This is a genomic window from Streptomyces sp. NBC_01092 (assembly GCF_045039535.1).
Lineage (GTDB): Bacteria > Actinomycetota > Actinomycetes > Streptomycetales > Streptomycetaceae > Streptomyces.
The window spans coordinates 2,213,624-2,236,608 of sequence record NZ_CP108659.1; the positions used below are offsets into that span (position 1 = coordinate 2,213,624).

The window sequence follows — 22,985 nt, forward strand, 5'->3', positions numbered from 1 at the left end:
TGGGGGACATGGCCGAAGACGTCGGCGCGCCCGTGAAGGGCCCGAACGCATGGAGACAGGCCTTCGCGGCGGTGGCGCTGTTCGCCGCGATCGGTGGCGCTCTGTGGGTTTCCGAGGCGAGGCCCGGGAACAGTGGCTCACCGCCCGCCACCTGCTCCGACGAGGAACCCGGAAAGCCGACCGGACGGGTGACCGGTGCGCAGCTGTGCGAGGCACTGCACCGTAAGGACCTCGCCGAGCTGCTGGGCACACCGGCGCAGAGCGCGAAGACCGTCCAGAGCAACGACGGCTCCGTCGGACTGGAGGGCGGCAAGGACATCCCGATGCCCACCGCCGAGATCGAGTTCGACACCTACACCGTGACGCTCTCGGCCACCTACGACGACCTTCCTGTGGCCGGGGCCCATGAGTTGCTCGGGGACCCGAAGCAGCGCACGGTTCTGGGCCGTCCGGCGGTCCTGTACTCGGACCGCACGATCAGAATCAGCTTCCGCCTCGACGGGGGCGACACCGACAGCGGTCCGGGGGTCCCGCTCCGCTCCCTGATGGTCGCCCAGGACGCGAAGGACGGCGGCGGGTCCTTCGACGTGACCCTGTGGCGCTCGGACGGCATGGTGCCGGACGACGCCGTACTGCTGCGGGTCGCCGAGAAGATCCTGCCGACGGTCCCGGGGTGGGCCGCCGGCAGCTGACGCGTGCCGGAGGGGCGCTGTCCGCGGACAGCGCCCCTCCGGATGCCGTCACCTCTGCTTGATCCGCAGGAAGGTCACGGAGTTCGCGGGGAAGGTGTACGTGAACTTGGCGGCGACCCCCGAGACGGTCGACGTCGCCGGGGTGACCGGCGCGTCCGTCTCCGTGTTCACCGCGTCCTGGTCGGCGGCCAGGGTGGTGACCTTGGCGGTGCCGGCGACCTTGGCGCCGCCCAGGTCGATGGCGGTGCGGGCCTCGGCCGGCTGGGCGTTGACGACCTTGACGATCAGGTCACCGGTGCGGGCGTCCAAGGTGGCGACCTGGCGGAACGGCTCGGCCGGCTTGTCGTCGCTGAAGCTGCCCCATTCCTGACCGTCGAGGTACAGGGTGACCTGGCGGCCGCGCACCTTGATGTCGATGTCATAGGCGCGGCCCGTCTCGATCGACCCGGCCTTCGTCATCAGCGTGCCCTTGCCGCCGTCCGCGGCCTGCTCGATCGCGGACTGGGTGTTGTTCCAGCCGCCCAGGTTCCACCAGTAGTAGTTGCCGGTGTCCTTGACGCCGAAGGCGACGAGGAAGCCCTCCTTGCCGGACTTCTTGGTGGCCTTCACATGCAGGTCGTAGTCGTGCCAGGTCGGGTCGCCGGCCGAGACCATCGTGTTCTCGGCGGCGGCGTCCGTCTGCACGTACTGCCCGTCCGTGACGCTCCAGCTGCCGCCGCCCGTGTGGGTCCACTTCGAGGCGTCACCGGAGAAGTCGTCGCTCAGCAGCGTCGACCCGTCCGCCGCCGTGACCGACACGTCGTCGTAGGCGGCACTGGTCGCCCACGTCGACAGGCCGACGGCGCCGGCGATCGGGCCGCTGACGTCCGGCGTGGTCGTCGCCTTCGAGGGGACCACCTTGTCTCCCACGTTGTTCATGAACAGCTTCTGGACCTCGTAGTTCGTGGAGTTCCAGGAGGCACGGTTGTTGAACCACACCAGGTCCGGCCGCCACTGGACGTAGTCCTCGTTGGCGAGCAGCGGGGCGTACGAGGCGAGCTTGACGACGTCCGCGTTGCGCTCCAGACCGGTCATGAACGCGGCTTCGGAGAGGCCGTTCTTCCAGGCGTTGCCCTGGGAGGCGTACTCGCCGAGGAAGACCTTCGGGCCGTTCCTGTCGTAGGAGTCGTAGCGGTCGTTGTTCTGCAGGAACCAGTTGGGGCTGTTGTAGTAGTGCTCGTCGACCATCGCGACGTTCGCCTCGCGGTTCAGCTTCCAGGCGGCGTCGAAGGTCGTGCCGGAGTCGTCCGGGCCGGAGTTGGAGATGACCGTGATGTCCGGGTGCTTGGCCTCGATCGCGGCGCGGAACCGCTGGAAACGGGAGAAGAACTCGTCGGGCAGGTTCTCCTCGTTGCCGACCTCCAGGTGAGTGAGGCGGAAGGGCTTCGGGTGGCCCATCCGGGCACGGACCTTGCCCCACTTCGAGGTCGCCGGCCCGCCTGCGAACTCGATGAGGTCGAGGGTGTCCTGGATGTGCCGCTTGAGCAGCGCCTCGTCGTCGACGGCCCTGTTCTGGCCGCAGCCGGTCACCAGGGCCGGGACGACGGGCAGCGGCATGGCGCCGATGTCCTCGGAGAAGCGGAAGTACTCGAAGTAGCCGAGGCCGTAACTCTGGTTGTAGCCCCAGAAGTTGGAATTCGTCGCGCGCTCCTCGACCGGGCCGACGGTGTCCTTCCACTGGTAGGAGCGCCCCCGCTGCCAGCCGGAGGCCTCGCTGTAGTCCTCCATGGAGCCGGTGTTGACCAGGCAGCCGCCGGGGAAGCGCACGAAGCCCGGATGCAGGGCGGCGATCTTCTCGGCGAGGTCCTTGCGCAGGCCGTTCGGCTGGTTCCGGTAGGTGTCGCGCGGGAACAGCGACACCATGTCGAGGGCGGCCGCGTCGGTGGCGGCGACGGCGAGGCGACCGCGGTTGCTGGTGCGGGTCGCGGTGAACGTCGCCCGGTATTGGGCCCAGTCGCCCTTCACGGCCACCTCGCGGGCGGTGCCCAGCGCACCGGCGGCGTCCTTGAGGGCGACGCTCAACGTGGTGCCGCTCCCGGCGCGGGCCCACACCGAGAAGTCGTACTTCTTGCCCTGCTCGACGCGGATGCCGGTGTTGTAGCCGGCGTTAGTGACGGATGAACCGGCGTCCAGGGAGAGGTAGTTGCGGTTGCGCTCGTTCAGGCGGCCGGCGTCGTTCACGACCTGGCCCGTGCCGACGACCGTCCAGGAGGTGAGGGGCGTGTACGACCGGTTGTCGTCCGTGGAGTACTCGAAGGACCGGTTCTGCACGAGCTCGGCGTACAGACCGCCGTCCGCGGCCCGGTTGATGTCCTCGAAGAAGACGCCGTACATCGTGTCGTCGATCTTCGCGCCCCGGGTGGTCGGGTCGACGGTGATCGAGTAGTCGGTGACGTCCTCGGCGTGGGCGTGGACGGTGGGGATGAGGCCGGCCGCCACCAACAGGGCGGTGGCGGCTGTGCCGTATCTCCAGCGGGTGCGTGACATGGATGCTCCGCGGCTCGTTGTTCGACATATCAAATGCTGATCAGCACTTCGAACGGCAAGATAGGGAGGGGGCGGAAGAGCGTCAACGGGTCGAGCAGGATCGAAAGTGTCGGAAGCGAGGAGCGCATGGGCGAGTTCTGGCCGGTTCCGGATGCGCTGACCTATCTGGCCGGGCACTGGCGGGCCGAGCGGACCGTGCGGGATCTCGCGAGCGAGGCCACAGGTGAGTTCTCGGGCACGACGGCTTTCGGCCCACTGGAGGGCGGCGGGCTGCTGCACCGCGAGTCCGGCACGTTCGTCTGGCAGAGCGTCCCGCGCCCCGCGGAGCGGACGCTGCGCTTCCTGCCGGGGAGTTCACCGGGCACGGCGGACGTGCGGTTCGCCGACGGACGGCCCTTCCACGACCTGGACCTGACCTCCGGCCGGCATGTCGCCGACCATCCCTGCTCGGCCGACCTCTACCGGGGCGAGTTCACCGTCCTCGACGAGGACCACTGGCGGACCCTCTGGCGCGTGCGCGGCCCCGCCAAGGACCTGATCCTCACCACCGACTACGCGCGCGAGGGCTGAGTCGACGCCGCCTCGAAGCGGAGGTTCCAGCGGCCCGCGCGACCGGTGACCGTGGTCGTCGACAGGGGGCGGACGTCGATGTTCCAGTACGTCGACGGCGGCGCCTTCAGGGCGTACACCAGGGCGGCGCGGATCACGGACGGTTCGGCCACGGCGACGATCCGGCCGCCGTCCTCCACGGGCCGGGTGTCGAGCCAGCCGCCGACGCGACCGATGAACCCGAGCAGCGACTCGCCGCCGTGCGGTGTGGCGCGCGGGTCGGCCAGCCAGGCGTCCACCGCTTCCGGCTCGCGGGCCATCGCCTCGCCGAGCGTGAGCCCGCGCCAGCGGCCCATGTCACAGTCGCGCAGGGCGAGTTGCACCAGCGGGGCATAGCCCAGGGCGTCGCCGGTCGCACGGCTGCGCGGGGTCGGCGAGCAGTAGCGCAGCTCGGCCGCGGCGAGCGGCAGCAGCTCCCGCGCGACCTGCTGCACCTCCTCCCAGCCGGCCTGGTCCAGCGGCCGGTCGTCCTGGAAGCGCTCCGCGAGCAGCGGGGAGCTGCGCGCGGCTGCGACGAACGTGACCCGAAGTGGCATGCGGCGATGGTGTGACGCGAAAGTGCGCAGGTCAAGAGTGGTTGTGCAGCTGTCACCGAGGGTTGGCGAAGCCTTACTGCGGGGTCAGGATCAGACGGACAAGTTGCTGGAAAACGAGTCGTTGGAAAGTTCAAGCACGGCGCCCGAACCCGGAAGACGCCCGACCTAGAAGGAGAGCGCCATCCACCGGTCCGGGTACTCCAGCGGCGCGAAGCCGAGCTTCTCGTAGACCCCGTGCGCGTCGTGCGTGGCGAGCAGCAGCCGCTTCACCCCGTACGACCGCACCTGCTCGCGTACGGCCCCGACGAGCGCCGTCCCGACCCCCTTGCCGCGCACCGACGGGTCGACGTACACGTCGCACAGCCACGCGAAGGTCGCCCGGTCGGTGACGACCCGGGCATACGCCACCTGCTCCCCCGAAACCGTCTCGTACACCCCGAAGTTCAGCGAGCCCTCGATCGCCCGGTCCTGCTTCTCCCGCTCCCGCCCCCTCGCCCAGTACGCGTCGGTGGACAGCCACCGGTGCACGCGCTCGGCGTCGACGCGGTCGGGGTCGGTGGAGATCTCGTAGCCCTCGGCGAGGGGCGGGGTGTCGGTCATGCGGCGAGATTCGCAGGACGGGGGCGCCGGCGTCGAGCGGATTTCCCCGGTGGCACCGGAGCTCCTGGACACCGCGGAGTTCGTCTGCGGCCTCGCACCGCTGCCCGGCTACTGGAGCACCTCGTCCCAAGCCGCCCGCAGCCGCCGTACCCCCTCCGTGATCTCCCCCGCCCCCGCCACGGCCGCGAAGCTCAACCGCAGGTGCCCGGCCGGAGGCTCCGCGCTGAAGTACGGGCGGCCGGGGGTGATCGCGACGCCCGCGCGCAGGGCGGCCGAAGTGAGTCCGGACTCCTCGGTGCCGTCGGGCAGGCGGAGCCACAGGTGGTAGCCGCCGGACGGGATGTGCGGGAGGGAGAGGTCGGGGAGGTCGAGGCGCAGGGCGGCCGTCATCGTGTCGCGGCGGGTCTTCAACTCGGCGGAGATCGCCCGCAGATGGCGCGGCCAGGCGGGCGAGCCGACCAGTTCCAGCGCCGCCTCCTGCATCGGTCGCGGCACGAAGAAGCTGTCGACGACCTGGATCGCGCGCAGCCGCTCCAGCACCGGGCCGCGTGCGGCGAGCGCGCTGACCCGGAAGCTCGGCGAGGTCGCCTTGGTCAGCGAGCAGACGTGGACGACGACGCCGTCGGGGTCGTCGGCGGCCAGCGGACGCGGCAGCGGCCCGGCGTCCTCGTGCACCAGCCGTCGTACGAAGTCGTCCTCGACGACGAAGGCGCCGGCCTCGCGCGCGATGCGCAGCACCTCGCCGCGCCGGTCTGGGGCGAGCATCGCGCCGGTCGGGTTCTGGAACAGCGGCTGGCAGACGAAGACGCGGGCGCCGGTCGCCCGGAACGCGTCGGCGAGCAGGGACGGCCGTACGCCGTCCGCATCGACCGGGACGGGAATCGGACGCAGTCCGGCCGCGCGGGCGATCGCCAGCATGCCCGGGTATGTCGGTGACTCCACCAGCACCGGCGCCCCCGGCGGCGCCAGTGCCCTGAGCGCGGTCGTGAGCGCCGACTGGCCGCCCGCGGTGATCAGCACCTCGGCCGCCGTCACGGCACCACCCGGCCCGCCGATGCTGCGCGCGAACCACTCCCGCAGCTCCGGCAGCCCCTCCATGGGCGGCCTCCCCCACGCCCCGGGCCGCCGGCCGGCCCGCGCCAGCGCGGCGGCCATCGCCCGCTCGGGCTGCAACGACTGGTGCAGATAGCCACCGTTGAACTCGATCACGCCGGGCGGCGGAGCGGCGAGCGAGACCAGTACCCCCGACGCGTCCACCGAGCGCGGGACGAGTTCCGCGCCGCCTTCCGCGCTGAGGGTGACCTCCTGCCAGGAGGTGTCCCCGGCGGCTGCGGTCCGTGTGTGCGCCTCGGCCCGGAACGCTCCGGCGCCGGGCCGGGTCACCACGAGCCCCTCGGCGGCCAGCTGCCCGAGGGCGCGGGAGACGGTCACCGGGCTCACCCGGTACCGCTCGACCAGGGCCCGGCTCGACGGCAGCTTTCCACCTGGAGAGTAGCGGTCGAGTTCCCGCCGCAGCTGATCCGCCAGTTCACCGACACTGCTACGCTCTTGCATGAGGACCAAGAATAGCGCTATCGCTCAGAGCTCGATAGCAGTCACCGCCGAGCCGACCCCTGCAGCTCCGGGCGCCCCTGGCACTGCGGCCACTCCGGCCGGGGCGACCCTCGGCGGCACCCTCCAGGCCGCTCTGGGCGTCGCGGCGTTCTCCCTCACCTTCCCCGCCACCGCGTGGGGACTGGAGAGCTTCGGCCCCTGGTCCCTGGTGGCCGTCCGCAGCGTCCTCGCCGCCCTCATCGCGGGCGGCTGTCTGCTCGCCCTGCGCGTGCCGCTCCCCGCCCGCACGCACTGGGCGGGCCTCGCGGTGGTCGCCGCCGGAGTGGTGGTCGGCTTCCCCCTGCTCACCACGCTCGCGCTCCAGACGTCCACCACCGCGCACGCGGCGGTCGTGGTCGGCCTGCTGCCGCTGACCACCGCCCTGTTCTCCGCCCTGCGCGTCGGCACCCGCCCCTCGCGCACCTTCTGGCTGGCCGCGCTCGCGGGCGCGGCCGCGGTGGTCGCCTTCACGGTGCAGCAGAGCGGCGGCGCCCTGACCACCGCCGACCTGTATCTCTTCGCGGCACTGCTGGTGTGCGCGGCCGGCTACACCGAGGGCGGCCGACTGGCCCGGGTCATGCCGGGCTGGCAGGTGATCGGCTGGGCGCTGGTGCTGTGTCTGCCGATCGGCGCGGCGGCCGCCGCCGTGGCGCTGTCGTACGAGCCCGTGCACCTGACCTGGCACGGTGTGACCGGACTGCTCTGGGTCGCCGCGGGCTCGCAGTTCCTCGGTCTGGTCGTCTGGTACCGGGGCATGGCCGCCATCGGCATCCCGAAGGCCAGCCAGTTGCAGTTGGCCCAGCCCCTGCTCACACTGGTGTGGTCGGTGCTGCTGCTGGGCGAGCACCTGACAGTGGCCGCCCCGCTGACGGCCGCGGCGGTGCTCGTGTGTATCGCCGTGACTCAGCGGGCGCGTGGCTGAGCGGGCCCTGACGACCCACTTCCAACCACCGCTCCACGCCGTAGACTCAAGGCCACGGACCGCTGCTCCCGCACCTGGTGAGGAGGCCCAAGAGATGCGTGCAACCGTGGGCGACCAGCTTGTTCAGCACGGCAGGGTGGTCGGACAACACGACAAGGTCGGCGAGATCGTCGAAATCCTGGGCCAGGAGGGCAACCCCCCGTACCGCGTCCGTTTCGAGGACGGGCACGAGGGTCTGTGCTCCCCCGGCCCCGACACCGAGATCCGTCACAGGAACACGATGAGCAGGTAGTCCGGCGGCGCGTCCCGGCCGGACGGCCGGGCGCAGTCCGGGCGAGCGGATCAGCGCGGGGCAATCGCCGGCCGCGGATAGTGGTCGGCGACCACCCGCGCCATGGCCCCGATCCGGTCCGCCGCGATGTCCTTCGCGGCGAAGTAGACGTGACCGCGTGCCTCCGGGTGGTCCTTGGCCAGCGTGAGATGCCGTGACAGCTCGGCCGGGTCCTGCCAGGCCGCGGGCTGCGCGGCGTCCCCGGCCTTGTACAGGGCCTCGCCGAGGTAGAGCTGCGTCCTGCTGCCGCGCGCGACCTCCGACCACCACGGCAGGAGCTTGGCGTAGTCGGCGGCGGCGAAGCCGACGTTCCAGTACAGCTGCGGGCAGATGTAGTCGATCCAGCCCTCGCGGACCCACTTGCGGGTGTCCGCGTACAGGTCGTCGTACGTCTCGACGCCGCCCCGGGTGTCGGAGCCGAGCGGGTCGGTACTGGCGTTGCGCCACACCCCGAACGGGCTGATGCCGAACTGCGTGGCGGGCCGGAGCCACTTGATGCCGGTCGCCATCTCCTGGATCAGCTTGTCGATGTTGTCCCGCCGCCAGTCGGCCCTGACCGCGAAGCCGCCGCCGTGGCGGTCGTAGGCCTCGTCGTCGTCGAAGCTCTGGCCCGCGACCGGGTAGGGGTAGAAGTAGTCGTCGAAGTGGACCGCGTCGACGGGGTAGCGCGCCACGGCGTCGAGCATCGCCTGCTGCACGAAGGTGCGCACCTCGGGCAGCCCCGGGTTGTAGTACAGCTTGCCGCCGTACGGCACCACCCAGTCCGGATGCCGGCGGGCGGGGTGGGTCTCGGCCAGCCGGTCGAGGTCCGTGTGGTTGGCGATGCGGTACGGGTTGAACCACGCGTGCAGCTGAAGACCGCGGGCGTGGGCCTCCTCCACGGCCGTGCCGAGCGGGTCCCAGCCGGGGTCCTGGCCCTGGGTACCGGTGAGGACGAGCGACCACGGCTCGTACGGCGAGGGCCACAGGGCGTCCGCGGTGGGCCGTACCTGGAGGATCACCGTGTTCAGCCGGCAGTGCGCGGCCGTGTCGAGGTGGGCGATCAGTTCGGCGCGCTGCTCGTCCGGGGTGAGCCCCTGCTTGGAGGGCCAGTCCCGGTTGGCGACGGTCGCCAGCCAGACGCCGCGCATCTCGCGGGTCGGCCAGCGCCGGTTCCGGTTCGTTCCGTCCGCCATGGCAGAACCGGCCGCCGTCGCGCTGCCTGACGCCACGAGTGCCGACAGTGCGGTCACCGTGAACGCCCGTCGGGACAGCCAGGACTTCCGGTGCAGCATCTTCTTCGTACCTCCGTGTGCCGTGGTCAATGGCCCCACCCTGGGACAGATCCGAGCGTTCCGGACAGTCCCGTGTCAGCCTTTCATGCGGCACCCGAATGATCGATCAAGCTTCGCCGAAGGTAACGTGCAGGTTTGGAGCAGGCGCCGAACAACGGGAGACCTGCCGCATTCGTGGACCAGCGAAGGGGTCGATGTGACCGGCATCTCCGGAGATATTGCACGCGTCGGTGTGGTGGGCTGCGGCCAGATGGGAGCGGGCATCGCCGAGGTGTGCGCCCGCTCCGGACTGGACGTGAAGGTCGCCGAGACCACCGGCGAGGCCCTGGAGATCGGCCGCACCCGGCTGTTCAGCTCCCTGGCCAAGGCCGCCGAGCGCGGCAAGATCAGCGCGGAGGAGCTGGACGAGACCCAGGCCCGGCTGTCCTTCACCACCGACCTCGGCGAGTTCGCCGACCGCGACCTGGTGATCGAGGCCGTCGTCGAGAACGAGCAGGTGAAGACCGAGATCTTCCAGGTGCTCGACCAGGTCGTGACCCGGCCGGACGCGATCCTCGCCTCCAACACCTCCTCGATCCCGCTGGTGCGGCTCGCGGTCGCCACCTCGCGCCCCGACCAGGTCATCGGCGTGCACTTCTTCAACCCGGCCCCGGTGCAGAAGCTCGTCGAGCTGATCCCGGCCCTCACCACCTCCGAGGGCACGATCGCCCGCGCCCAGTCCTTCGCCGAGAAGCTGCTGGGCAAGCACGCCATCCGCGCCCAGGACCGCTCCGGCTTCGTGGTGAACGCGCTGCTGATCCCGTATCTGCTCTCCGCGATCCGGATGTTCGAGTCCGGTATCGCCAGCCGTGAGGACATCGACAACGGCATGGAGCTCGGCTGCGCCCACCCGATGGGCCCGCTGAAGCTGTCCGACCTCATCGGTCTGGACACGGTCGCCTCGGTGGCGCAGAGCATGTACGACGAGTTCAAGGAGCCGCTGTACGCCGCTCCCCCGCTGCTTCAGCGCATGGTCGACGCGGGCCGGCTGGGCCGCAAGTCCGGCTCCGGCTTCTACACCTACGGCTGATTACAGTCGGTCAGATTCCGGCCAAGTACACGGGCCCGGCACCGAGATGGTGCCGGGCCCGCGTCATTCACACACCGTGTGCGCCCCGGGCTCGCATATGCCCCTCGCACACTCTCCCCAGGCGCCCACCAGGCGAGTTCACTTTCCCTGCGCATGCCAGGGATTCGAGACGACTACGGAAAGGAGCGGCAAGTGACCGCCGATCCCGAGCATCCCGTCGTACAAGGAGAACTCGCAGAGTTACGACGTCGACTCGACGTCGCCTACGCCCGCGTGGAGGGCGGGCTGGCTCTGCTCACGCACCGCACCGAGGAGAGCGCCAAGGAACTCGACGAGCTGAACACCCGGATCAACACACTGGAACACGCGCGCTGGCCGCTGCCCGCGGTCGCCGCCATCACCGCCGTGGGTGCTCTCGTCGTGGCGATCTGGCAGGCCGTGGGGCACTAGCCGCGGTGGGGTGCACGCTCGGGGACGTCGCATCAGGGCAGGACGTCCTGCCCGAGCTTGAGATGGTGCAGCATCAGTAACGCGGCCGCCATGTTGGCGGCCGGGACCTCCCCACGGGCGACCATGTCGGGAACGAGCTTGAGCGGGACCCATTCCCGGCGGTCCGACTCGTAGTCGTCCACGGGATGCCCGACGTACTCGCCCTCGTCGGCCCAGTAGATGTGGTGCCGGGCGTCGGTGAGCCCGTTGGAGGGCTCCACGCTCATGAGGTGGCGCAGAGGTCCCGGCCGCCAGCCGGTCTCCTCCTCGAGCTCCCTGGCGGCCGCGCGGGCGATGTCCTCGCCGTCCTCGACGACGCCCGCCGCGAGCTCCCACCCCCAGCTGTCGGTGATGAAGCGGTGGCGCCACAGGAGGAGGACCTCGCCCGCCTCGTTGACCACCGTGGCTACGGCGACCGGCCGCATCCGTATGAGGAAGTGGTCCAGGTGCCGGCCGTCGGGCAGTTCCACGTCTGCCAGGTTGACGGTGAACCAGCGGTTTTCATACACAGTTTGTTCGTTCTGTTTCGTCCACTGCACGGTTCTGCCACCTTCCGTCGAGTAAGTGGCAATATCGCAGCAGGGACTATGAGGTGTCGGTGTTCGAGTACCCAAGCGTGCACCGGCCTACAGCGGTACGCGCAGTGCTCCGTCGATGAGTTCGGCGGCCTCGGCGGTGCCCGCGCCGCCGCTGCGCGCCAGGTGTTCGCGTACCGCGCGGAGTCGGTCGCGCAGGCGCTGGGACTCCATTCCCCGCGCCTGCTCGGCCATCTGCACCGCGGTGGCCACCGCCTTGTCGGCGTTGCCCTGGCGCAGCTCGATCGTGCTGAGCATGGCCAGCCGGTGCACCCGGCCCCGGTCGTGGGCGGGATTGTCGACGGCGGCCGCGGCGTGCTCCCCCGCGGCCGCCAGCTCTCCGAGACTCAGCAGCGCCTCCGCCACCTGGACGTTGACGAGTCCGGGCTGGACATAGCCCGTTTCGTCGGGTTCGTATCCGCGGTGGATACGATCGGCGGCCTGCTCGGCACGCCGGATGCAGGACAAGGCGCTCGTGCCGTCGCCGAGGTGGGCGTACGCCTTCGCCTGCATCGCGTACAGATCGGAGGCGAGCGCGGGGGTGATGTGCTTGCCGGCGGCCCGCAGCGCGGCCTCCGCGAAGGCGACGGCCTGCCGGAACTCCCGCATGAACAGCGCCTGGTTGACCAGCAGCGCGATCACATACGCACCGAGCCCCCGGTCCCCACTGGCCTTCGCGAGCCTGAGCGCCTGGTGGAAGTAGCGCTGGGCGAGCCCGTGCGCGTCGGAGTCGTAGGCGCAGATCCCGGCGATGGCCACCAACCCGCCCGTGGCCCGGTGCAGTTGGCGCCCGGTGGCGTCGGTGTAGCTGCCGCGCAGCAGCGGGGCGGCCTCGGCATTGAGGAAGCCGACGATCCGGGTGCGGGTCGCCATGCCGCCCGCCTTGCGGTACATCTGCTCGTAGTGGGTGCGCGCGGCACGCAGCATGTCGATGTCGCCGGAGGTGACCCGGTGCCGCCCGCCGCGCGACACATCCACGTCCTCGGGCGGGTTCTCCCACTCCCACACCGGCATCACGGCGGGCGTGCCCGTGACTGCCGGGGCGCCCAGTATGTGGGGGCGCTGCTGCTCGTCGGAGCGCCACAGGGCGGTGGCCCGCTCGACGAAGCCGGACAGCGAGGTGGTGTGCGCGGAGTTCGGTTCGCCGGGCACACCGAGGCCGATGTCGTCGAGGGTGACGGTGCGGTGCAGCCGGCCGGCGAGTACCTCGCAGATCAGGTCGGGCACCTGGCCGCGGGGCCGCTGCCCCTTCAACCACCGTGCGACGGCGGTGTGTTCGTATCTCAGCGCGAGCCCACGCGCCCGCCCCGCCTGGTTCACGTGTGCTGCCAGCCCCGCGTGCGATATCCCGGCCTCGTCCAGGATCGCGTCGAGCAGAGTGTTGGGCTGCATGTATGCCCCCCGGGTGGCTCGGTGCCGACAGAGTAGTGCGAACCGGTTCACACGGGGTGTGAACGGAGTACGCGAATCCGTAGCGTGCGCGCGCTGTTGCGGAGAGTTTCCTGCCGGTTGACTGAAATGCCTCGCAAGAGGCCGGCCGGGCCGCCGGCTCCCCCTCGTACAGTGCGGCGGCCCGCTTCCACGCCGTCCGCCCAGCTGCCTGCCCGACACTCCGTGGCGGGGCGGACGGCCTGCCGGCAGCTTGGCCGCGCGACTGATCGCCGTTGCGCTAAAGGTGGTTGGTCGGCTGCGGGTTCGAAGTGGCTGGTCGCGCAGTTCCCCGCGCCCCCAGGGGGGCGCAGTGGACCCTTGCTCGGTCGTTCCGTAGGACCAGTAGTGCTATGTCGTCCGTCTGCCTGCCCCTTGTGTGGCGGAGGAGACCGGTGAAGAGGGTGCGCAGGATCAGCTGGGGGGTGGCCGGATGGTGGTGTACGGCCCCGATGAGGGCCGCCCGCAGGGAAAAGAACCGGCCTCTCGCGTCCCGTGCGTCCTCGACGCCGTCCGTGTACAGGACCAGCGAGTCGCCGGGCGGCAGAGCCCCGCAGGGCAGCGGGGTCGGTTCGGCCGGGAGCGGGAACGGGCCGAGCGGTGGGAGGGGATCGGTGTCGGCGAGGGGTTCGACGGAGGTGCCGCTCAGCAGATACGGCCAGGGGTGACCGCAGTTGAGGGCCGTGATCTCGCCGTCCGGGGCGATCTCCAGCAGCAGGACGGTGACGAACTCCTCGGAGACCGGGTTGTCGGGCTCACGGCCCGAGGCGGGGTGCTCGTCCCGTGCTCGCTCACGCAGGTGCCGGGCCAGGGCGCGGTCCAGTCTGTGCAGCACCCGGCCCAGGTCGGGTTCGTCGTGGACGGCCTCGCGGAAGCTGCCGAGGACGGCGGCGACCGTGCCGATGGCGGAGATGCCGTGGCCGCGTACATCGCCCATGACCACGCGGACGCCGTGCTCGGTGGCGATGACCTCGTACAGGTCACCGCCGACGCGGGCGTCGCGATCCGCGGAGAGCTGGGCGGCGGCGACGGTCAGCCCGTCGATGCGCGGCGGCAGGGGCCTCAGCAGCACGCTCTGCGCGGCGCCGGCGACTTCGCGGACCTGCTTGAGCTCACGCAGCAGGGCCTGGCGGACGTGCAGGATCAGACCGGTCCCCACGGCGAAGAACACGGCGCTCGTGACGACCCGGGCCCCGAGGCTGTCCTGCTGGGCGAGCGGGCAGGCCAGCTTGTAGGTGATCGCCATCGCGCCCCAGGCGGTGGGCAGCCCCAACGCGAGCACCTTGCGGGGAACCCGAGGCTTGATGCGGAACATGCCGATGGCCCCCCAATAGGCCCTGACAACGCAGATCGGACCGACCTCGAAAGGCCGGTCCGATTCTGTCGAGTGAGGGTCCGGAAGTACCGGATCACCCGGAGAAGTCACCCTATTGAGTGAGGTGACCGCAACGCGTCACGAAAGGGGCGCTCAGCCCCTCAGAACTGCCCCGGTCCGCTCGCCCGCCAGGGCAACCGCCGCATCCCGAGCCGCCGAAGCCTCATCGACGGTCAGGGTCCGGTCACCCGCACGGAAGCGCAACGCATACGCCAGCGACTTCTTCCCGTCACCGAGCTGCTCGTCGTTGACGTACACGTCGAACAGCCGGATCCCCTCGAGGAGTTCACCCGCACCCTCACGCAGCGCGGCCTCGACCTCGGCGGCCGGCACCGGCTTGTCCACCACGAGGGCGACATCCTGCGTGGCGACGGGGAACGTGGAGATGCTCGGCGCCTGGGGCGTGCCGTCACCGACCTGCTCAAGGGCGTCCAGGTCCAGGTCCATCGCACAGGTGCGCGCGGGCAGACCGAGGGCCTTGAGCACCCGGGGGTGCAGCTCGCCCGCGTGTCCGACGACCGTCTCCGCACCGGCGACGACCACGACGAGCTCGGCGCAGCGCCCGGGGTGCCACGGCCCGTACTGGCCGCCCCGCACGATCAGTTCGGCCCCGGCCTCACGGGCCACGAGCCGTGCCGCCTCGATCGCGTCGGCCCAGTCGGCCGGGCGGCCCGCGCCCCACCAGCCCGCCTGCTCACGCGCACCGGCGAGGACGACGGCCACGTGCCGCGGCTGCTCGGGCAGCACGGCGTTCAGGGCGGCGAGCTCCTCGTCGGTCGGACGGCGGTCGACCGGCAGATGACCGGCGACACCCCGCTCCTCGTTCGGGAGGAAGACCAGCCCGGTCTCGAACAGCGCCAGGTCGTGCGAACCGCGCCCGTCGTTGCGCCGCAGCGCGCCGAGCAGACCCGGCAGCAGCGACGTACGCAGCGCGGGCTCCTCGTCGTTCAGCGGGTTGACCAGCTTGACGACGCGGCGGGCCGGGTCGTCGGCGGCCAGGCCGAGCTGGTCGAAGACCTGCTCGCTGACGAAGGGGTAGTTCGGTGCCTCGACGTAACCCGCTCCGGCCAGCGCGCGGCCGACCCGGCGGTGCAGGCGCTGACGGTGGGTCAGGCCGCGGCCGGACGGCGGCTTGGGCAGGGTGGAGGGCAGGTTCTCGTAGCCCTCCAGACGGATGACCTCTTCGGCCAGGTCGTTCGGCTCGAGGAGGTCGGGCCGCCAGGACGGCACGGTGACGATCAGCTCGTCCTGCCCGTACACGTCGCAGCCGATCTCCTGGAGCCGGCGTACGACGGTCTCGCGGCCGTACTCGACGCCCGCGACCTTGTCCGGGTGGTTGGCCGGGACGGTGATGGTGTGCGGCGCGGACGGCGTGATGACCTCGGTGACACCGGCGTCGGCGGTGCCGCCCGCGAGCAGGACCAGCAGGTCGACGGTGCGCTGGGCGGCCGCGGCGGCCGCCGCCGGGTCGACGCCGCGCTCGAAGCGGCGGGACGCCTCGGAGGACAGCTTGTGCCGGCGGGCCGTACGCGCGATGGAGACCTGGTCGAAGTGGGCGGCCTCGATGACGATCTCGCTGGAAGCGTTCTCGAGGTCGTCGTGGTCGGCGATCTCCGTGTTGGCGCCGCCCATGACGCCCGCGAGGCCGATCGGGCCGCGCTCGTCGGTGATGACGAGGTCCTCGGAGTGCAGCTCCCGCTCGACGCCGTCGAGGGTGACGAGCTTCTCGCCCTCCTCGGCCCGGCGCACCCCGATGGTGCCCTGGACCAGGCCCCGGTCGTAGGCGTGCAGCGGCTGCCCGAGCTCCATCATCACGTAATTGGTGACGTCGACGGCGAGCGAGATCGGGCGCATGCCGACCTTCTGCAGGCGCCGCTGGAGCCAGATCGGCGAGCGCGCCTCGGGGCTGAGGCCGCTCACCGTGCGGGCGGTGAAGCGGTCGCAGCCCATCGGGTCGGAGACCTGCACCGGGTAGCCGAAGGCGTTCGGGCCGGGCACGTCGAGCAGCGCCGGGTCGCGCAGCGGGAGGCCGTAGGCGATGGCGGTCTCGCGGGCGACGCCGCGGATGGACAGGCAGTCGCCGCGGTTGGCGGTGACGGCGATGTCCAGGACCTCGTCGACCAGTTCGAGCAGCTCGATGGCGTCCTTGCCGACCTCGGTCTCCGGCGGCAGCACGATGATGCCGTGCGTGCCGTCGTCGCCCATGCCCAGCTCGCTGGTGGAGCAGATCATGCCGTGCGAGACACGGCCGTAGGTCTTGCGCGCGGCGATCGAGAAACCACCGGGCAGCACGGCGCCGGGGAGGACGACGACGACCTTGTCGCCGACGGCGAAGTTCCGGGCGCCGCAGATGAGTTCCTGGGGCTCGCCGGTGCCGTTGGCCTGGCCGACGTCGACGGTGCAGAAGCGGATCGGCTTCTTGAACTCCGTCAGCTCCTCGATGGTCAGCACCTGGCCGACGACGAGGGGGCCCTTGAGGCCGTCGCCGAGCTGCTCGACCGTCTCGACCTCCAGACCGGCGGAAATGAGCTTGGCCTGGACGTCACGGCCGGTTTCGATGGCCGGCAGGTCGACGTACTCCCGCAGCCAAGAAAGCGGGACCCGCATCAGATCTCCATCCCGAACGGCCGGGTGAACCGGACGTCACCCTCGACCATGTCTCGCATGTCCTCGACGTTGTGGCGGAACATCAGCATCCGCTCGATGCCGAACCCGAAGGCGAAGCCGCTGTACTTCTCGGGGTCCACGCCGCAGGCGGTGAGCACCTTCGGGTTGACCATGCCGCAGCCGCCGAGCTCGATCCATCCCTCGCTGCCGCAGGTACGGCAGGGTCGGTCGGGGTTGCCGACGGACTCGCCGCGGCAGACGTAGCACACCATGTCCATCTCGGCGGACGGCTCGGTGAAGGGGAAGAAGTTGGGCCGCAGCCGGGTCTTCATGCCCTCGCCGAACAGGGCCTGGACCATGTGGTCCATGGTCCCCTTGAGGTCGGCCATGGTCAGGCCCTCGTCCACGGCCAGCAGCTCGACCTGGCGGAAGACCGGGGTGTGCGTGGCGTCCAGCTCGTCGGTGCGGTAGACCACGCCGGGGCAGATCACGTAGACCGGCAGCTCACGGTCGAGCAGCGAGCGGATCTGCACGGGCGAGGTGTGGGTGCGCAGCACGACACCGGACTCGGAGCCGCCGTCCGGACCCTGCACGAAGAAGGTGTCGGCCTCGCCGCGCGCGGGGTGGTCCGGGCCGATGTTCAGCGCGTCGAAGTTGAACCACTCGGCCTCGACCTGCGGCCCCTCGGCGACCTCGTAGCCCATGGCCACGAAGACGTCCTCGATGCGCTCCGACAGGGTGGTGAGCGGGTGGCGGGCGCCGGCCGGTACGCGCTCGTACGGCAGCGTGACGTCCACGGCCTCCTCGACCAGCACCCGCTGGTCGCGCTCGGCCTCCAGCTCGGCCTGGCGGGCGGCAAGGCCCTTGTTCACGGCGCCGCGTGCCTGGCCCACGCGCTTGCCGGCATCGGCCTTGGCGTGCGGGGGCAGGGCGCCGATCTCGCGGTTGGCGAGGGCCAGCGGGGAGGTGCCGCCGGTGTGGGCGACCTTGGCCTCCTGGAGGGCGTCGAGCGAGTCCGCGGCGGCGAAGGCGGCGAGCGCCTCGTCCCGCATGCGCTCGATCTCTTCCGGTTTCAAGGCCTCGACCTCTACAGGGTCGTACGACTTATTGGGTGCGGACATCTCTTCCCGTGCTTCCGATTGGCTGGCTGAAGTGCCCCGTCTTCGACCGGGAGACGATTCGTCTCTGGTTGTGGACACAAAGGTGCCAAAAGCCGAGTCTAACGGGGTTGAGGAATGCGAATGCGCCCGTGGTGCCTCAGGCCAGGAAGGCCGGTGCCGCCACGGGCAACGTAAATCGGAACTGTGCGCCGGCGCCGGGGGCGCGGCCGACCGTGATGGTGCCGCCGTGGGCCTCGACGATGCCCTTGACGATGTAGAGCCCGAGGCCCGTGCCGCCGCGCTTGCTGCCCCGCCAGAAGCGGGTGAAGACGCGGTTCATGGACTCCTCCGGGATGCCGGGCCCCTCGTCGCTCACGGTGACCGACGTGCCGGTGTCCTCGCCTTCGCGGGGGGACGCCGTGGCCGTGATGTCAATGGTGACCGTTCCCTCGCCGTGCCGCACCGCATTTTCGATGAGGTTGCTGAGCACCTGGTCGATCTTGTCGGGGTCGGCCCACAGGGCGGGCAGCGGCTGCTCCAGGCGCAGCAGGAACCGGTCGGCGGGCTGGCCGGCGGCGACGTAGGCCTGCATGTGCCGTCCCACGGCCGCGCCGATGTCGACGGGCTGGCGCCGCACCTCCAGGCGCCCGGAGTCGATGCGGGAGATGTCGAGCAGCTCGGCGATGAGCCGGGTGACACGGTCGGCGTCGGCGTCGACGGTCTCCAGCATGAGCCGCTTCTGGTCGTCGGTGAAGCGTTCCCACTTGGCGAGGAGCGTGGCGGTGAAGCCCTTGACGGAGGTCAGCGGGGAGCGCAGCTCGTGAGCGACCGTCGCGATCAGCTCGGCGTGACTGCGCTCGGTGCGCCGGCGGGCCTCGGTGTCCCGCAGGGAGACGACGACGCGGCGGACGGGCCCGGTCGGCTCGGTGCGGACGTAGCGCGCGGAGACCAGCACCTCCCGCCCGCCGGGCAGCAGGAGGTTGCGCTCGGGCTGCCTGCGCCTGATGGCCAGCCCGCCGTAGGGGTCGGTCAGCTGCCACCAGCGCCGCCCCTCCAGGTCCTCTAACGGCAGGGCCTTCTCCAGGCGCTGCCCGAGGGCGTCGGCGGCGCGGACGGCGGTGATGCGCTCGGCGGCGGCGTTGAAGCAGATGACGTGCCCGTGTTCGTCGGCGACGACGAGGCCGTCGGGCAAGTCGTCGGGTTCGAAGCCGAGCTCGGCGGGATCACCGGACCGGGACGCGGACTGCCGCCGCACCTCCCGTGCCCCCGGTGCGCTGCTCGTGCCGACACTCATCCCCGTACCCCACCTCTCACGACGGCTGAGGGGCCCCCGAGCGGGTCACACTACTAGCTCTCGGTGACGGTGCGGCACCCTGTGGAGGCGCGCTGTGCACGGGCCGACGCATAGAGACATACGGCGGCGGCGGTCGCGAGGTTCAGGCTCTCGGCCTTCCCGTGGATCGGGACGCGCACGACGGCGTCGGCCAGCGCGCGCGTCTCCTCCGGGAGCCCCCACGCCTCGTTCCCGAACACCCAGGCGGTCGGCCCGCCCATGCTCCCCTTGTCGAGCTCGTCGTCGAGGTCCCGGTCCCCGGCGCCGTCGGCGGCGAGGATCCGCACCCCGGCGCCCTGGAGGCCGGCCACGGCCTGCTCGACGGGCACACCGACGGCGACGGGAAGGTGGAACAGGGAGCCCACGGAGGCCCGTACGGCCTTGGGGTTGTACAGATCCACCGACGCGTCGGTGAGGACGACGGCCTCGGCGCCGGCGGCGTCGGCGCACCGCAGCACGGTCCCGGCGTTGCCGGGGTCGCGCACATGCGCGAGCACGGCCACGAGCTTGGGCCGGGCGGCAAGGATCTCCTCGAAGGGGGTGTCGATGAACCGGCAGACGCCAACGACTCCCTGCGGTGTGACGGTGGTGGAGATGTCCGCGATCACCTGCTCGGCGGCAAGGTGCACGCGGGCGCCCGCGGCCCGGGCCTCGCCGATGATGTCGGCGTACCGCTCCGCGGCCTCGACGGTCGTGAACAGCTCCACGAGCGTGGATGCGTAGGCCGCCGCCTCCCGCACCGCCTGCGGCCCCTCCGCGAGGAACAGGCGGTCCTTGCCCCGGAAGTTCCGCTTGGCGAGCCGCCGGGCGGCCAGGACGCGAGGGGAACGGGGGGAGATCAGCTCGGGGCTGACGGGGGACATGGCTTCACCTTGGAGTTCTGAGGTTCACGAACAACAGGACCCGCAGACCTCCTCGGCCTGCGGGTCCCTTCAGTCACGTCGGCTGGAGCCGTCGCAGCGTCACGCCGCCTTCGGGGCGTTGACGTCGCTCGGCAGCGCCTTCTGGGCGACCTCGACGAGCGCGGCGAACGCGTTCGCGTCGTTGACGGCCAGCTCGGCGAGGATCTTGCGGTCCACCTCGACGTTGGCGGCCTTCAGACCCTGGATGAAACGGTTGTACGTGATGCCGTTGGCGCGGGCAGCGGCGTTGATGCGCTGGATCCACAGCTGGCGGAAGTCACCCTTGCGCTTCTTGCGGTCGTTGTAGTTGTAGACCAGCGAGTGGGTGACCTGCTCCTTGGCCTTGCGGTACAGGCGAGAGCGCTGACCGCGGTAGCCGGAGGCCTGCTCGAGGATCGCCCGGCGCTTCTTGTGGGCGTTGACTGCCCGCTTGACGCGTGCCACTTGTTAACTCCTTGTAGCCGGGCCCGTGTGGTGACGTGACCCGAGAACGGCTTGGTTTCGGTGCCTTCGTGCGGTGCCCCGCGACTCGCGGGACGAACCGACTATCGACCGAGAAGCTTCTTGACCTTGGCGGCGTCGCCGGAGGCGACCTCGACGGTGCCGGCGAGGCGGCGCGTCAGCGTCGACGACTTGTGCTCCAGGTAGTGGCGACGGTTCGCCCGCTGGCGGAGCACCTTGCCGGAGCCGGTCACCCGGAAGCGCTTCTTGGCACCGCTGTGCGTCTTGTTCTTCGGCATAGCGCCGTTCTCTCCTCATGGGTGGCGCTCCGGTGCCCGGTCGTGAAACCGGGCACGGTGGAGCGTCGCTCTTGTTTCGGTTACATCCTGGGGACTCGCGTCCCTGGGATCACGCCTCGGCGGAAGCCTCGGCAGGGGCCTCGACGTCGTCCACTTCGTGGTCGGACTCCGCGGCGTTCTGCGACTTGCCGGGGTTGGCCTTCGCTTCGGCCTTGCGGGCTTCCTGCGCCTGGCGGGCCTCGGCCATCGCCTCGGTCTTCTTCTTGTGCGGACCGAGAACCATGATCATGTTTCGGCCGTCCTGCTTCGGGTTCGACTCGACGAACCCAAGCTCCTGGACGTCCTCCGCGAGCCGCTGCAGCAGTCGGTAGCCGAGCTCCGGCCGGGACTGCTCGCGACCACGGAACATGATCGTGATCTTGACCTTGTCGCCCTGCTTGAGGAACCGGACGACGTGACCCTTCTTGGTGTCATAGTCGTGCGGGTCGATCTTCGGCCGGAGCTTCATCTCCTTGATGACCGTGTGCGCCTGGTTCTTGCGCGCCTCACGGGCCTTCATGGCCGACTCGTACTTGAACTTCCCGTAGTCCATGAGCTTGCACACGGGCGGACGGGCGTTCGCCGCGACCTCGACCAGGTCCAGGTCGTACTCCTGCGCAAGCTCCAGTGCCTTGGCCAGCGGGACAATGCCCACCTGCTCGCCACTGGGACCGACAAGTCGCACCTCGGGAACGCGAATCCGGTCGTTGATGCGGGGCTCGGCGCTGATGGATCCTCCTCGGTTAGCACCACACGGCCATCTGGCGGACGGCCGCGTTTGTCTCTTTTCGACAGACCTAACCGCGCCGAAGCACAAAAAATGCCCCGGACGATCACAAGACGGGGCTCCAAAGCACTGCCGGAGCACCGCCGCAATGATCGCGGGGCGCGATTTCGGGCGACTCCATCGTCCGTACGGAACGATGGTGGCCGCCTGACCGGGGTGACCCGCCGTCCCGGGGGACGGTCAGGTGGGAGATCGGAGCCTCCACTTGTGGGTCGGTACATGACCGACCGGTCGAGAACCAGCGTACCAAATTCTGCAAGGACCGCTAACCGCGCGGTTAGGGTCGGCCGCATGCCCACGTCGATCTGGCTCTGGTCCGCCGAGGACGTCCTCCATCGTGACGTACTCAGCGAGGAGGAGCGACGGCGGGCCGCGGCCCTGCGGGAGCCGCTCGGGGCGCACTTCACGGCGGCGCGGGTGGCGGTGCGGACGATCCTCGCGGACCTGCTCGGTGTGCCCGGCGGCGACATCGTGCTGGGCAACCACCCCTGCCCCGGCTGCGGGGACGCCGGCCACGGGCCGCCGCGTGTGGTGTGGCCCGAGACGTCCCTGTGGATCAGCATGAGCCGTTCGGAGGGCTACGGCGCCCTGGCGGTGAGCACGGCCGCCGTCGGGGTGGACGTCGAGACGCACCGGCCGGTCGACCTGCCCAGCCTGAGCCGCAGCGCCCTCGCCCCGGCGGAGGTCGCCTGGCTGGACGGGCTCACGGAGCCCCGGGAGAGGTTGCTCGGCTTCTACCGCTGCTGGACCCGCAAGGAGGCGGTGCTGAAGGCGGTGGGAGTGGGCGTGAGCGTCGACCTGCGCCGCTGGGACACCGCGCCCGAGGCCGAGCGCGGCAGCGTGCGGGACACGACGTCGAGTCCGGCGCGGCTGTGGACGGTGGAGAACCCGCCGCCGCTGCCCGACACGACCGTGGCCGTCAGCCGCCCGGCTGCGTCCATGGCGCGGGAAGGGGACGTATCCGTCCGGACCCTTTCCTAGCCAGGGACCGGCGCGGCGGTTTTCGCGGTGAACGGTGACAGCGCAGCCGGCAATTGACCGCGTCGCGACCGGGGGCCGGCGGCGTGGGGACGGACCGTGCGGGGCGGCCATGGGGGTGCGAATTCGGCGCGAGTGGGTGGCACAGAAGGCGGGCGGGCGGTACCGAAAGGGAGTCGACTGACATTTTCCGGTGACCCTGCACAGGTGACGCCGGGTCGAGTTTGGAATTCCGGATTTGCTTCACGCATCCTCCGTCGCACAGATGCCGCTTTCAGGGGATCGCCACGTCCAGCGCATCCAACCCCTGGTCGGAGTCCCCCAGTTCGACCCCATACACGGGCACAACGGATACAGCAATCACGGATTAATTAGCCGGCCATTACTCCACTATGACCCCTTTGAGCACGTGAGATGGGTCACATCGCAGTCAAGGCTGTCCCTTGCCCAGCCCAACCTTGGCTGATAGCTTCCTGCGCA

Annotated in this window: 21 protein-coding genes and 1 pseudogene; 7 read left to right on the forward strand and 15 right to left on the reverse strand. The window is 70.6% G+C overall.

Annotation, left to right across the window (positions count from 1 at the left end; genetic code table 11):
- The first annotated feature begins 8 nt into the window (after window positions 1-8).
- On the forward strand, window positions 9-692 hold the full coding sequence (locus OG254_RS09795; RefSeq protein WP_405579551.1) for a DUF6215 domain-containing protein: 684 nt from the start codon (window positions 9-11) through the stop codon (window positions 690-692).
- A 48-nt stretch (window positions 693-740) separates the two neighbouring features.
- Here the strand turns inward: OG254_RS09795 and OG254_RS09800 are convergent, their stop codons facing one another.
- Window positions 741-3,218, reverse strand: a complete 2,478-nt coding sequence (locus tag OG254_RS09800; RefSeq protein ID WP_405579554.1) for an alpha-L-arabinofuranosidase C-terminal domain-containing protein — start codon at window positions 3,216-3,218, stop codon at window positions 741-743.
- Window positions 3,219-3,344: 126 nt separating this feature from the next.
- Between OG254_RS09800 and OG254_RS09805 the strand changes: the two genes are divergently transcribed.
- Window positions 3,345-3,788, forward strand: coding sequence for a DUF6314 family protein (locus OG254_RS09805; RefSeq protein WP_405579557.1), 444 nt, complete (start codon window positions 3,345-3,347; stop codon window positions 3,786-3,788).
- Here the strand turns inward: OG254_RS09805 and OG254_RS09810 are convergent.
- From OG254_RS09810 to OG254_RS09820, 3 genes are all read right to left on the reverse strand, one after another.
- On the reverse strand, window positions 3,770-4,363 hold the full coding sequence (locus OG254_RS09810; protein ID WP_147997087.1) for a histidine phosphatase family protein: 594 nt from the start codon (window positions 4,361-4,363) through the stop codon (window positions 3,770-3,772). The two genes, OG254_RS09805 and OG254_RS09810, sit on opposite strands and share 19 nt — an antisense overlap.
- 165 nt (window positions 4,364-4,528) lie before the next feature.
- A complete protein-coding gene (locus tag OG254_RS09815) occupies window positions 4,529-4,963 on the reverse strand; it encodes a GNAT family N-acetyltransferase (protein WP_405579561.1) in 435 nt (144 codons plus the stop codon).
- Window positions 4,964-5,071: 108 nt separating this feature from the next.
- On the reverse strand, window positions 5,072-6,517 hold the full coding sequence (locus OG254_RS09820; protein WP_405579564.1) for a PLP-dependent aminotransferase family protein: 1,446 nt from the start codon (window positions 6,515-6,517) through the stop codon (window positions 5,072-5,074).
- Between OG254_RS09820 and OG254_RS09825 the strand changes: the two genes are divergently transcribed.
- Both OG254_RS09825 and OG254_RS09830 read left to right on the forward strand, forming a co-directional pair.
- Window positions 6,516-7,478, forward strand: coding sequence for a DMT family transporter (locus OG254_RS09825; RefSeq protein ID WP_405579566.1), 963 nt, complete (start codon window positions 6,516-6,518; stop codon window positions 7,476-7,478). The genes OG254_RS09820 and OG254_RS09825 overlap by 2 nt on opposite strands.
- Before the next feature lie 94 nt (window positions 7,479-7,572).
- On the forward strand, window positions 7,573-7,770 hold the full coding sequence (locus OG254_RS09830; RefSeq protein ID WP_147997083.1) for a DUF1918 domain-containing protein: 198 nt from the start codon (window positions 7,573-7,575) through the stop codon (window positions 7,768-7,770).
- 50 nt (window positions 7,771-7,820) lie between these two features.
- Here OG254_RS09830 and OG254_RS09835 read toward each other — a convergent pair whose 3' ends face one another.
- Window positions 7,821-9,083, reverse strand: coding sequence for a glycoside hydrolase family 10 protein (locus OG254_RS09835; protein ID WP_405594916.1), 1,263 nt, complete (start codon window positions 9,081-9,083; stop codon window positions 7,821-7,823).
- A 196-nt stretch (window positions 9,084-9,279) separates the two neighbouring features.
- On the opposite strand from OG254_RS09835, the gene OG254_RS09840 reads away from it, so the two are divergent.
- Complete coding sequence (locus OG254_RS09840) at window positions 9,280-10,152, forward strand: 3-hydroxybutyryl-CoA dehydrogenase (protein ID WP_147997081.1); 873 nt, start codon at window positions 9,280-9,282, stop codon at window positions 10,150-10,152.
- Window positions 10,153-10,344: 192 nt separating this feature from the next.
- Complete coding sequence (locus tag OG254_RS09845) at window positions 10,345-10,602, forward strand: hypothetical protein (RefSeq protein WP_147997080.1); 258 nt, start codon at window positions 10,345-10,347, stop codon at window positions 10,600-10,602.
- 32 nt (window positions 10,603-10,634) lie between these two features.
- Here OG254_RS09845 and OG254_RS09850 read toward each other — a convergent pair whose 3' ends face one another.
- The 10 genes and pseudogenes from OG254_RS09850 to infC all read right to left on the reverse strand — a co-directional run bounded on the left by OG254_RS09850 (window position 10,635) and on the right by infC (window position 21,495).
- On the reverse strand, window positions 10,635-11,180 hold the full coding sequence (locus OG254_RS09850) for an NUDIX hydrolase (protein WP_405579570.1): 546 nt from the start codon (window positions 11,178-11,180) through the stop codon (window positions 10,635-10,637).
- A gap of 87 nt (window positions 11,181-11,267) precedes the next feature.
- On the reverse strand, window positions 11,268-12,608 hold the full coding sequence (locus OG254_RS09855) for a transcriptional regulator (protein ID WP_405579573.1): 1,341 nt from the start codon (window positions 12,606-12,608) through the stop codon (window positions 11,268-11,270).
- A gap of 277 nt (window positions 12,609-12,885) precedes the next feature.
- Complete coding sequence (locus tag OG254_RS09860; RefSeq protein WP_405579575.1) at window positions 12,886-13,959, reverse strand: PP2C family protein-serine/threonine phosphatase; 1,074 nt, start codon at window positions 13,957-13,959, stop codon at window positions 12,886-12,888.
- A gap of 153 nt (window positions 13,960-14,112) precedes the next feature.
- Window positions 14,113-16,626, reverse strand: coding sequence for a phenylalanine--tRNA ligase subunit beta (gene pheT / locus OG254_RS09865; RefSeq protein WP_405579578.1), 2,514 nt, complete (start codon window positions 16,624-16,626; stop codon window positions 14,113-14,115).
- Entirely contained in the window at window positions 16,626-17,747 is a 1,122-nt protein-coding gene (gene pheS / locus OG254_RS09870) for a phenylalanine--tRNA ligase subunit alpha (protein ID WP_351197158.1), read from the reverse strand. Before pheS ends, pheT begins: the two co-directional genes overlap by 1 nt.
- Before the next feature lie 136 nt (window positions 17,748-17,883).
- Window positions 17,884-19,020: an ATP-binding protein gene (locus OG254_RS09875; RefSeq protein ID WP_405579581.1), complete on the reverse strand. Its 1,137-nt coding sequence runs from the start codon at window positions 19,018-19,020 to the stop codon at window positions 17,884-17,886.
- 53 nt (window positions 19,021-19,073) lie between these two features.
- Window positions 19,074-19,922: a TrmH family RNA methyltransferase gene (locus tag OG254_RS09880; protein WP_405579583.1), complete on the reverse strand. Its 849-nt coding sequence runs from the start codon at window positions 19,920-19,922 to the stop codon at window positions 19,074-19,076.
- Between the two features lie 99 nt (window positions 19,923-20,021).
- Window positions 20,022-20,405 carry a 50S ribosomal protein L20 gene (gene rplT, locus OG254_RS09885; protein WP_006141703.1) on the reverse strand — a complete coding sequence of 128 codons (384 nt, stop codon included), beginning with the start codon at window positions 20,403-20,405 and terminating at the stop codon, window positions 20,022-20,024.
- A gap of 101 nt (window positions 20,406-20,506) precedes the next feature.
- Window positions 20,507-20,701 (reverse strand): 50S ribosomal protein L35, encoded by a 195-nt coding sequence (rpmI, locus tag OG254_RS09890; protein WP_147997072.1) that lies wholly within the window; start codon window positions 20,699-20,701, stop codon window positions 20,507-20,509.
- A 109-nt stretch (window positions 20,702-20,810) separates the two neighbouring features.
- A pseudogene (gene infC / locus OG254_RS09895) lies at window positions 20,811-21,495 on the reverse strand (translation initiation factor IF-3).
- Between the two features lie 323 nt (window positions 21,496-21,818).
- On the opposite strand from infC, the gene OG254_RS09900 reads away from it, so the two are divergent.
- A complete protein-coding gene (locus OG254_RS09900; RefSeq protein WP_405579587.1) occupies window positions 21,819-22,508 on the forward strand; it encodes a 4'-phosphopantetheinyl transferase family protein in 690 nt (229 codons plus the stop codon).
- Window positions 22,509-22,985 lie beyond the last annotated feature (477 nt).

Coding starts and splice junctions, on each gene's coding strand:
- OG254_RS09795 (WP_405579551.1), top strand. CDS start 9: ATGGCCGAAGACGTCGGCGCGCCCGTGAAGGGCCCGAACGCATGGAGA.
- OG254_RS09800 (WP_405579554.1), bottom strand. CDS start 3,218: ATGTCACGCACCCGCTGGAGATACGGCACAGCCGCCACCGCCCTGTTG.
- OG254_RS09805 (WP_405579557.1), top strand. CDS start 3,345: ATGGGCGAGTTCTGGCCGGTTCCGGATGCGCTGACCTATCTGGCCGGG.
- OG254_RS09810 (WP_147997087.1), bottom strand. CDS start 4,363: ATGCCACTTCGGGTCACGTTCGTCGCAGCCGCGCGCAGCTCCCCGCTG.
- OG254_RS09815 (WP_405579561.1), bottom strand. CDS start 4,963: ATGACCGACACCCCGCCCCTCGCCGAGGGCTACGAGATCTCCACCGAC.
- OG254_RS09825 (WP_405579566.1), top strand. CDS start 6,516: ATGAGGACCAAGAATAGCGCTATCGCTCAGAGCTCGATAGCAGTCACC.
- OG254_RS09820 (WP_405579564.1), bottom strand. CDS start 6,517: ATGCAAGAGCGTAGCAGTGTCGGTGAACTGGCGGATCAGCTGCGGCGG.
- OG254_RS09830 (WP_147997083.1), top strand. CDS start 7,573: ATGCGTGCAACCGTGGGCGACCAGCTTGTTCAGCACGGCAGGGTGGTC.
- OG254_RS09835 (WP_405594916.1), bottom strand. CDS start 9,083: ATGCTGCACCGGAAGTCCTGGCTGTCCCGACGGGCGTTCACGGTGACC.
- OG254_RS09855 (WP_405579573.1), bottom strand. CDS start 12,608: ATGCAGCCCAACACTCTGCTCGACGCGATCCTGGACGAGGCCGGGATA.
- OG254_RS09860 (WP_405579575.1), bottom strand. CDS start 13,959: ATGTTCCGCATCAAGCCTCGGGTTCCCCGCAAGGTGCTCGCGTTGGGG.
- pheT (WP_405579578.1), bottom strand. CDS start 16,626: ATGCGGGTCCCGCTTTCTTGGCTGCGGGAGTACGTCGACCTGCCGGCC.
- pheS (WP_351197158.1), bottom strand. CDS start 17,747: ATGTCCGCACCCAATAAGTCGTACGACCCTGTAGAGGTCGAGGCCTTG.
- OG254_RS09875 (WP_405579581.1), bottom strand. CDS start 19,020: ATGAGTGTCGGCACGAGCAGCGCACCGGGGGCACGGGAGGTGCGGCGG.
- OG254_RS09880 (WP_405579583.1), bottom strand. CDS start 19,922: ATGTCCCCCGTCAGCCCCGAGCTGATCTCCCCCCGTTCCCCTCGCGTC.
- rpmI (WP_147997072.1), bottom strand. CDS start 20,701: ATGCCGAAGAACAAGACGCACAGCGGTGCCAAGAAGCGCTTCCGGGTG.
- OG254_RS09900 (WP_405579587.1), top strand. CDS start 21,819: ATGCCCACGTCGATCTGGCTCTGGTCCGCCGAGGACGTCCTCCATCGT.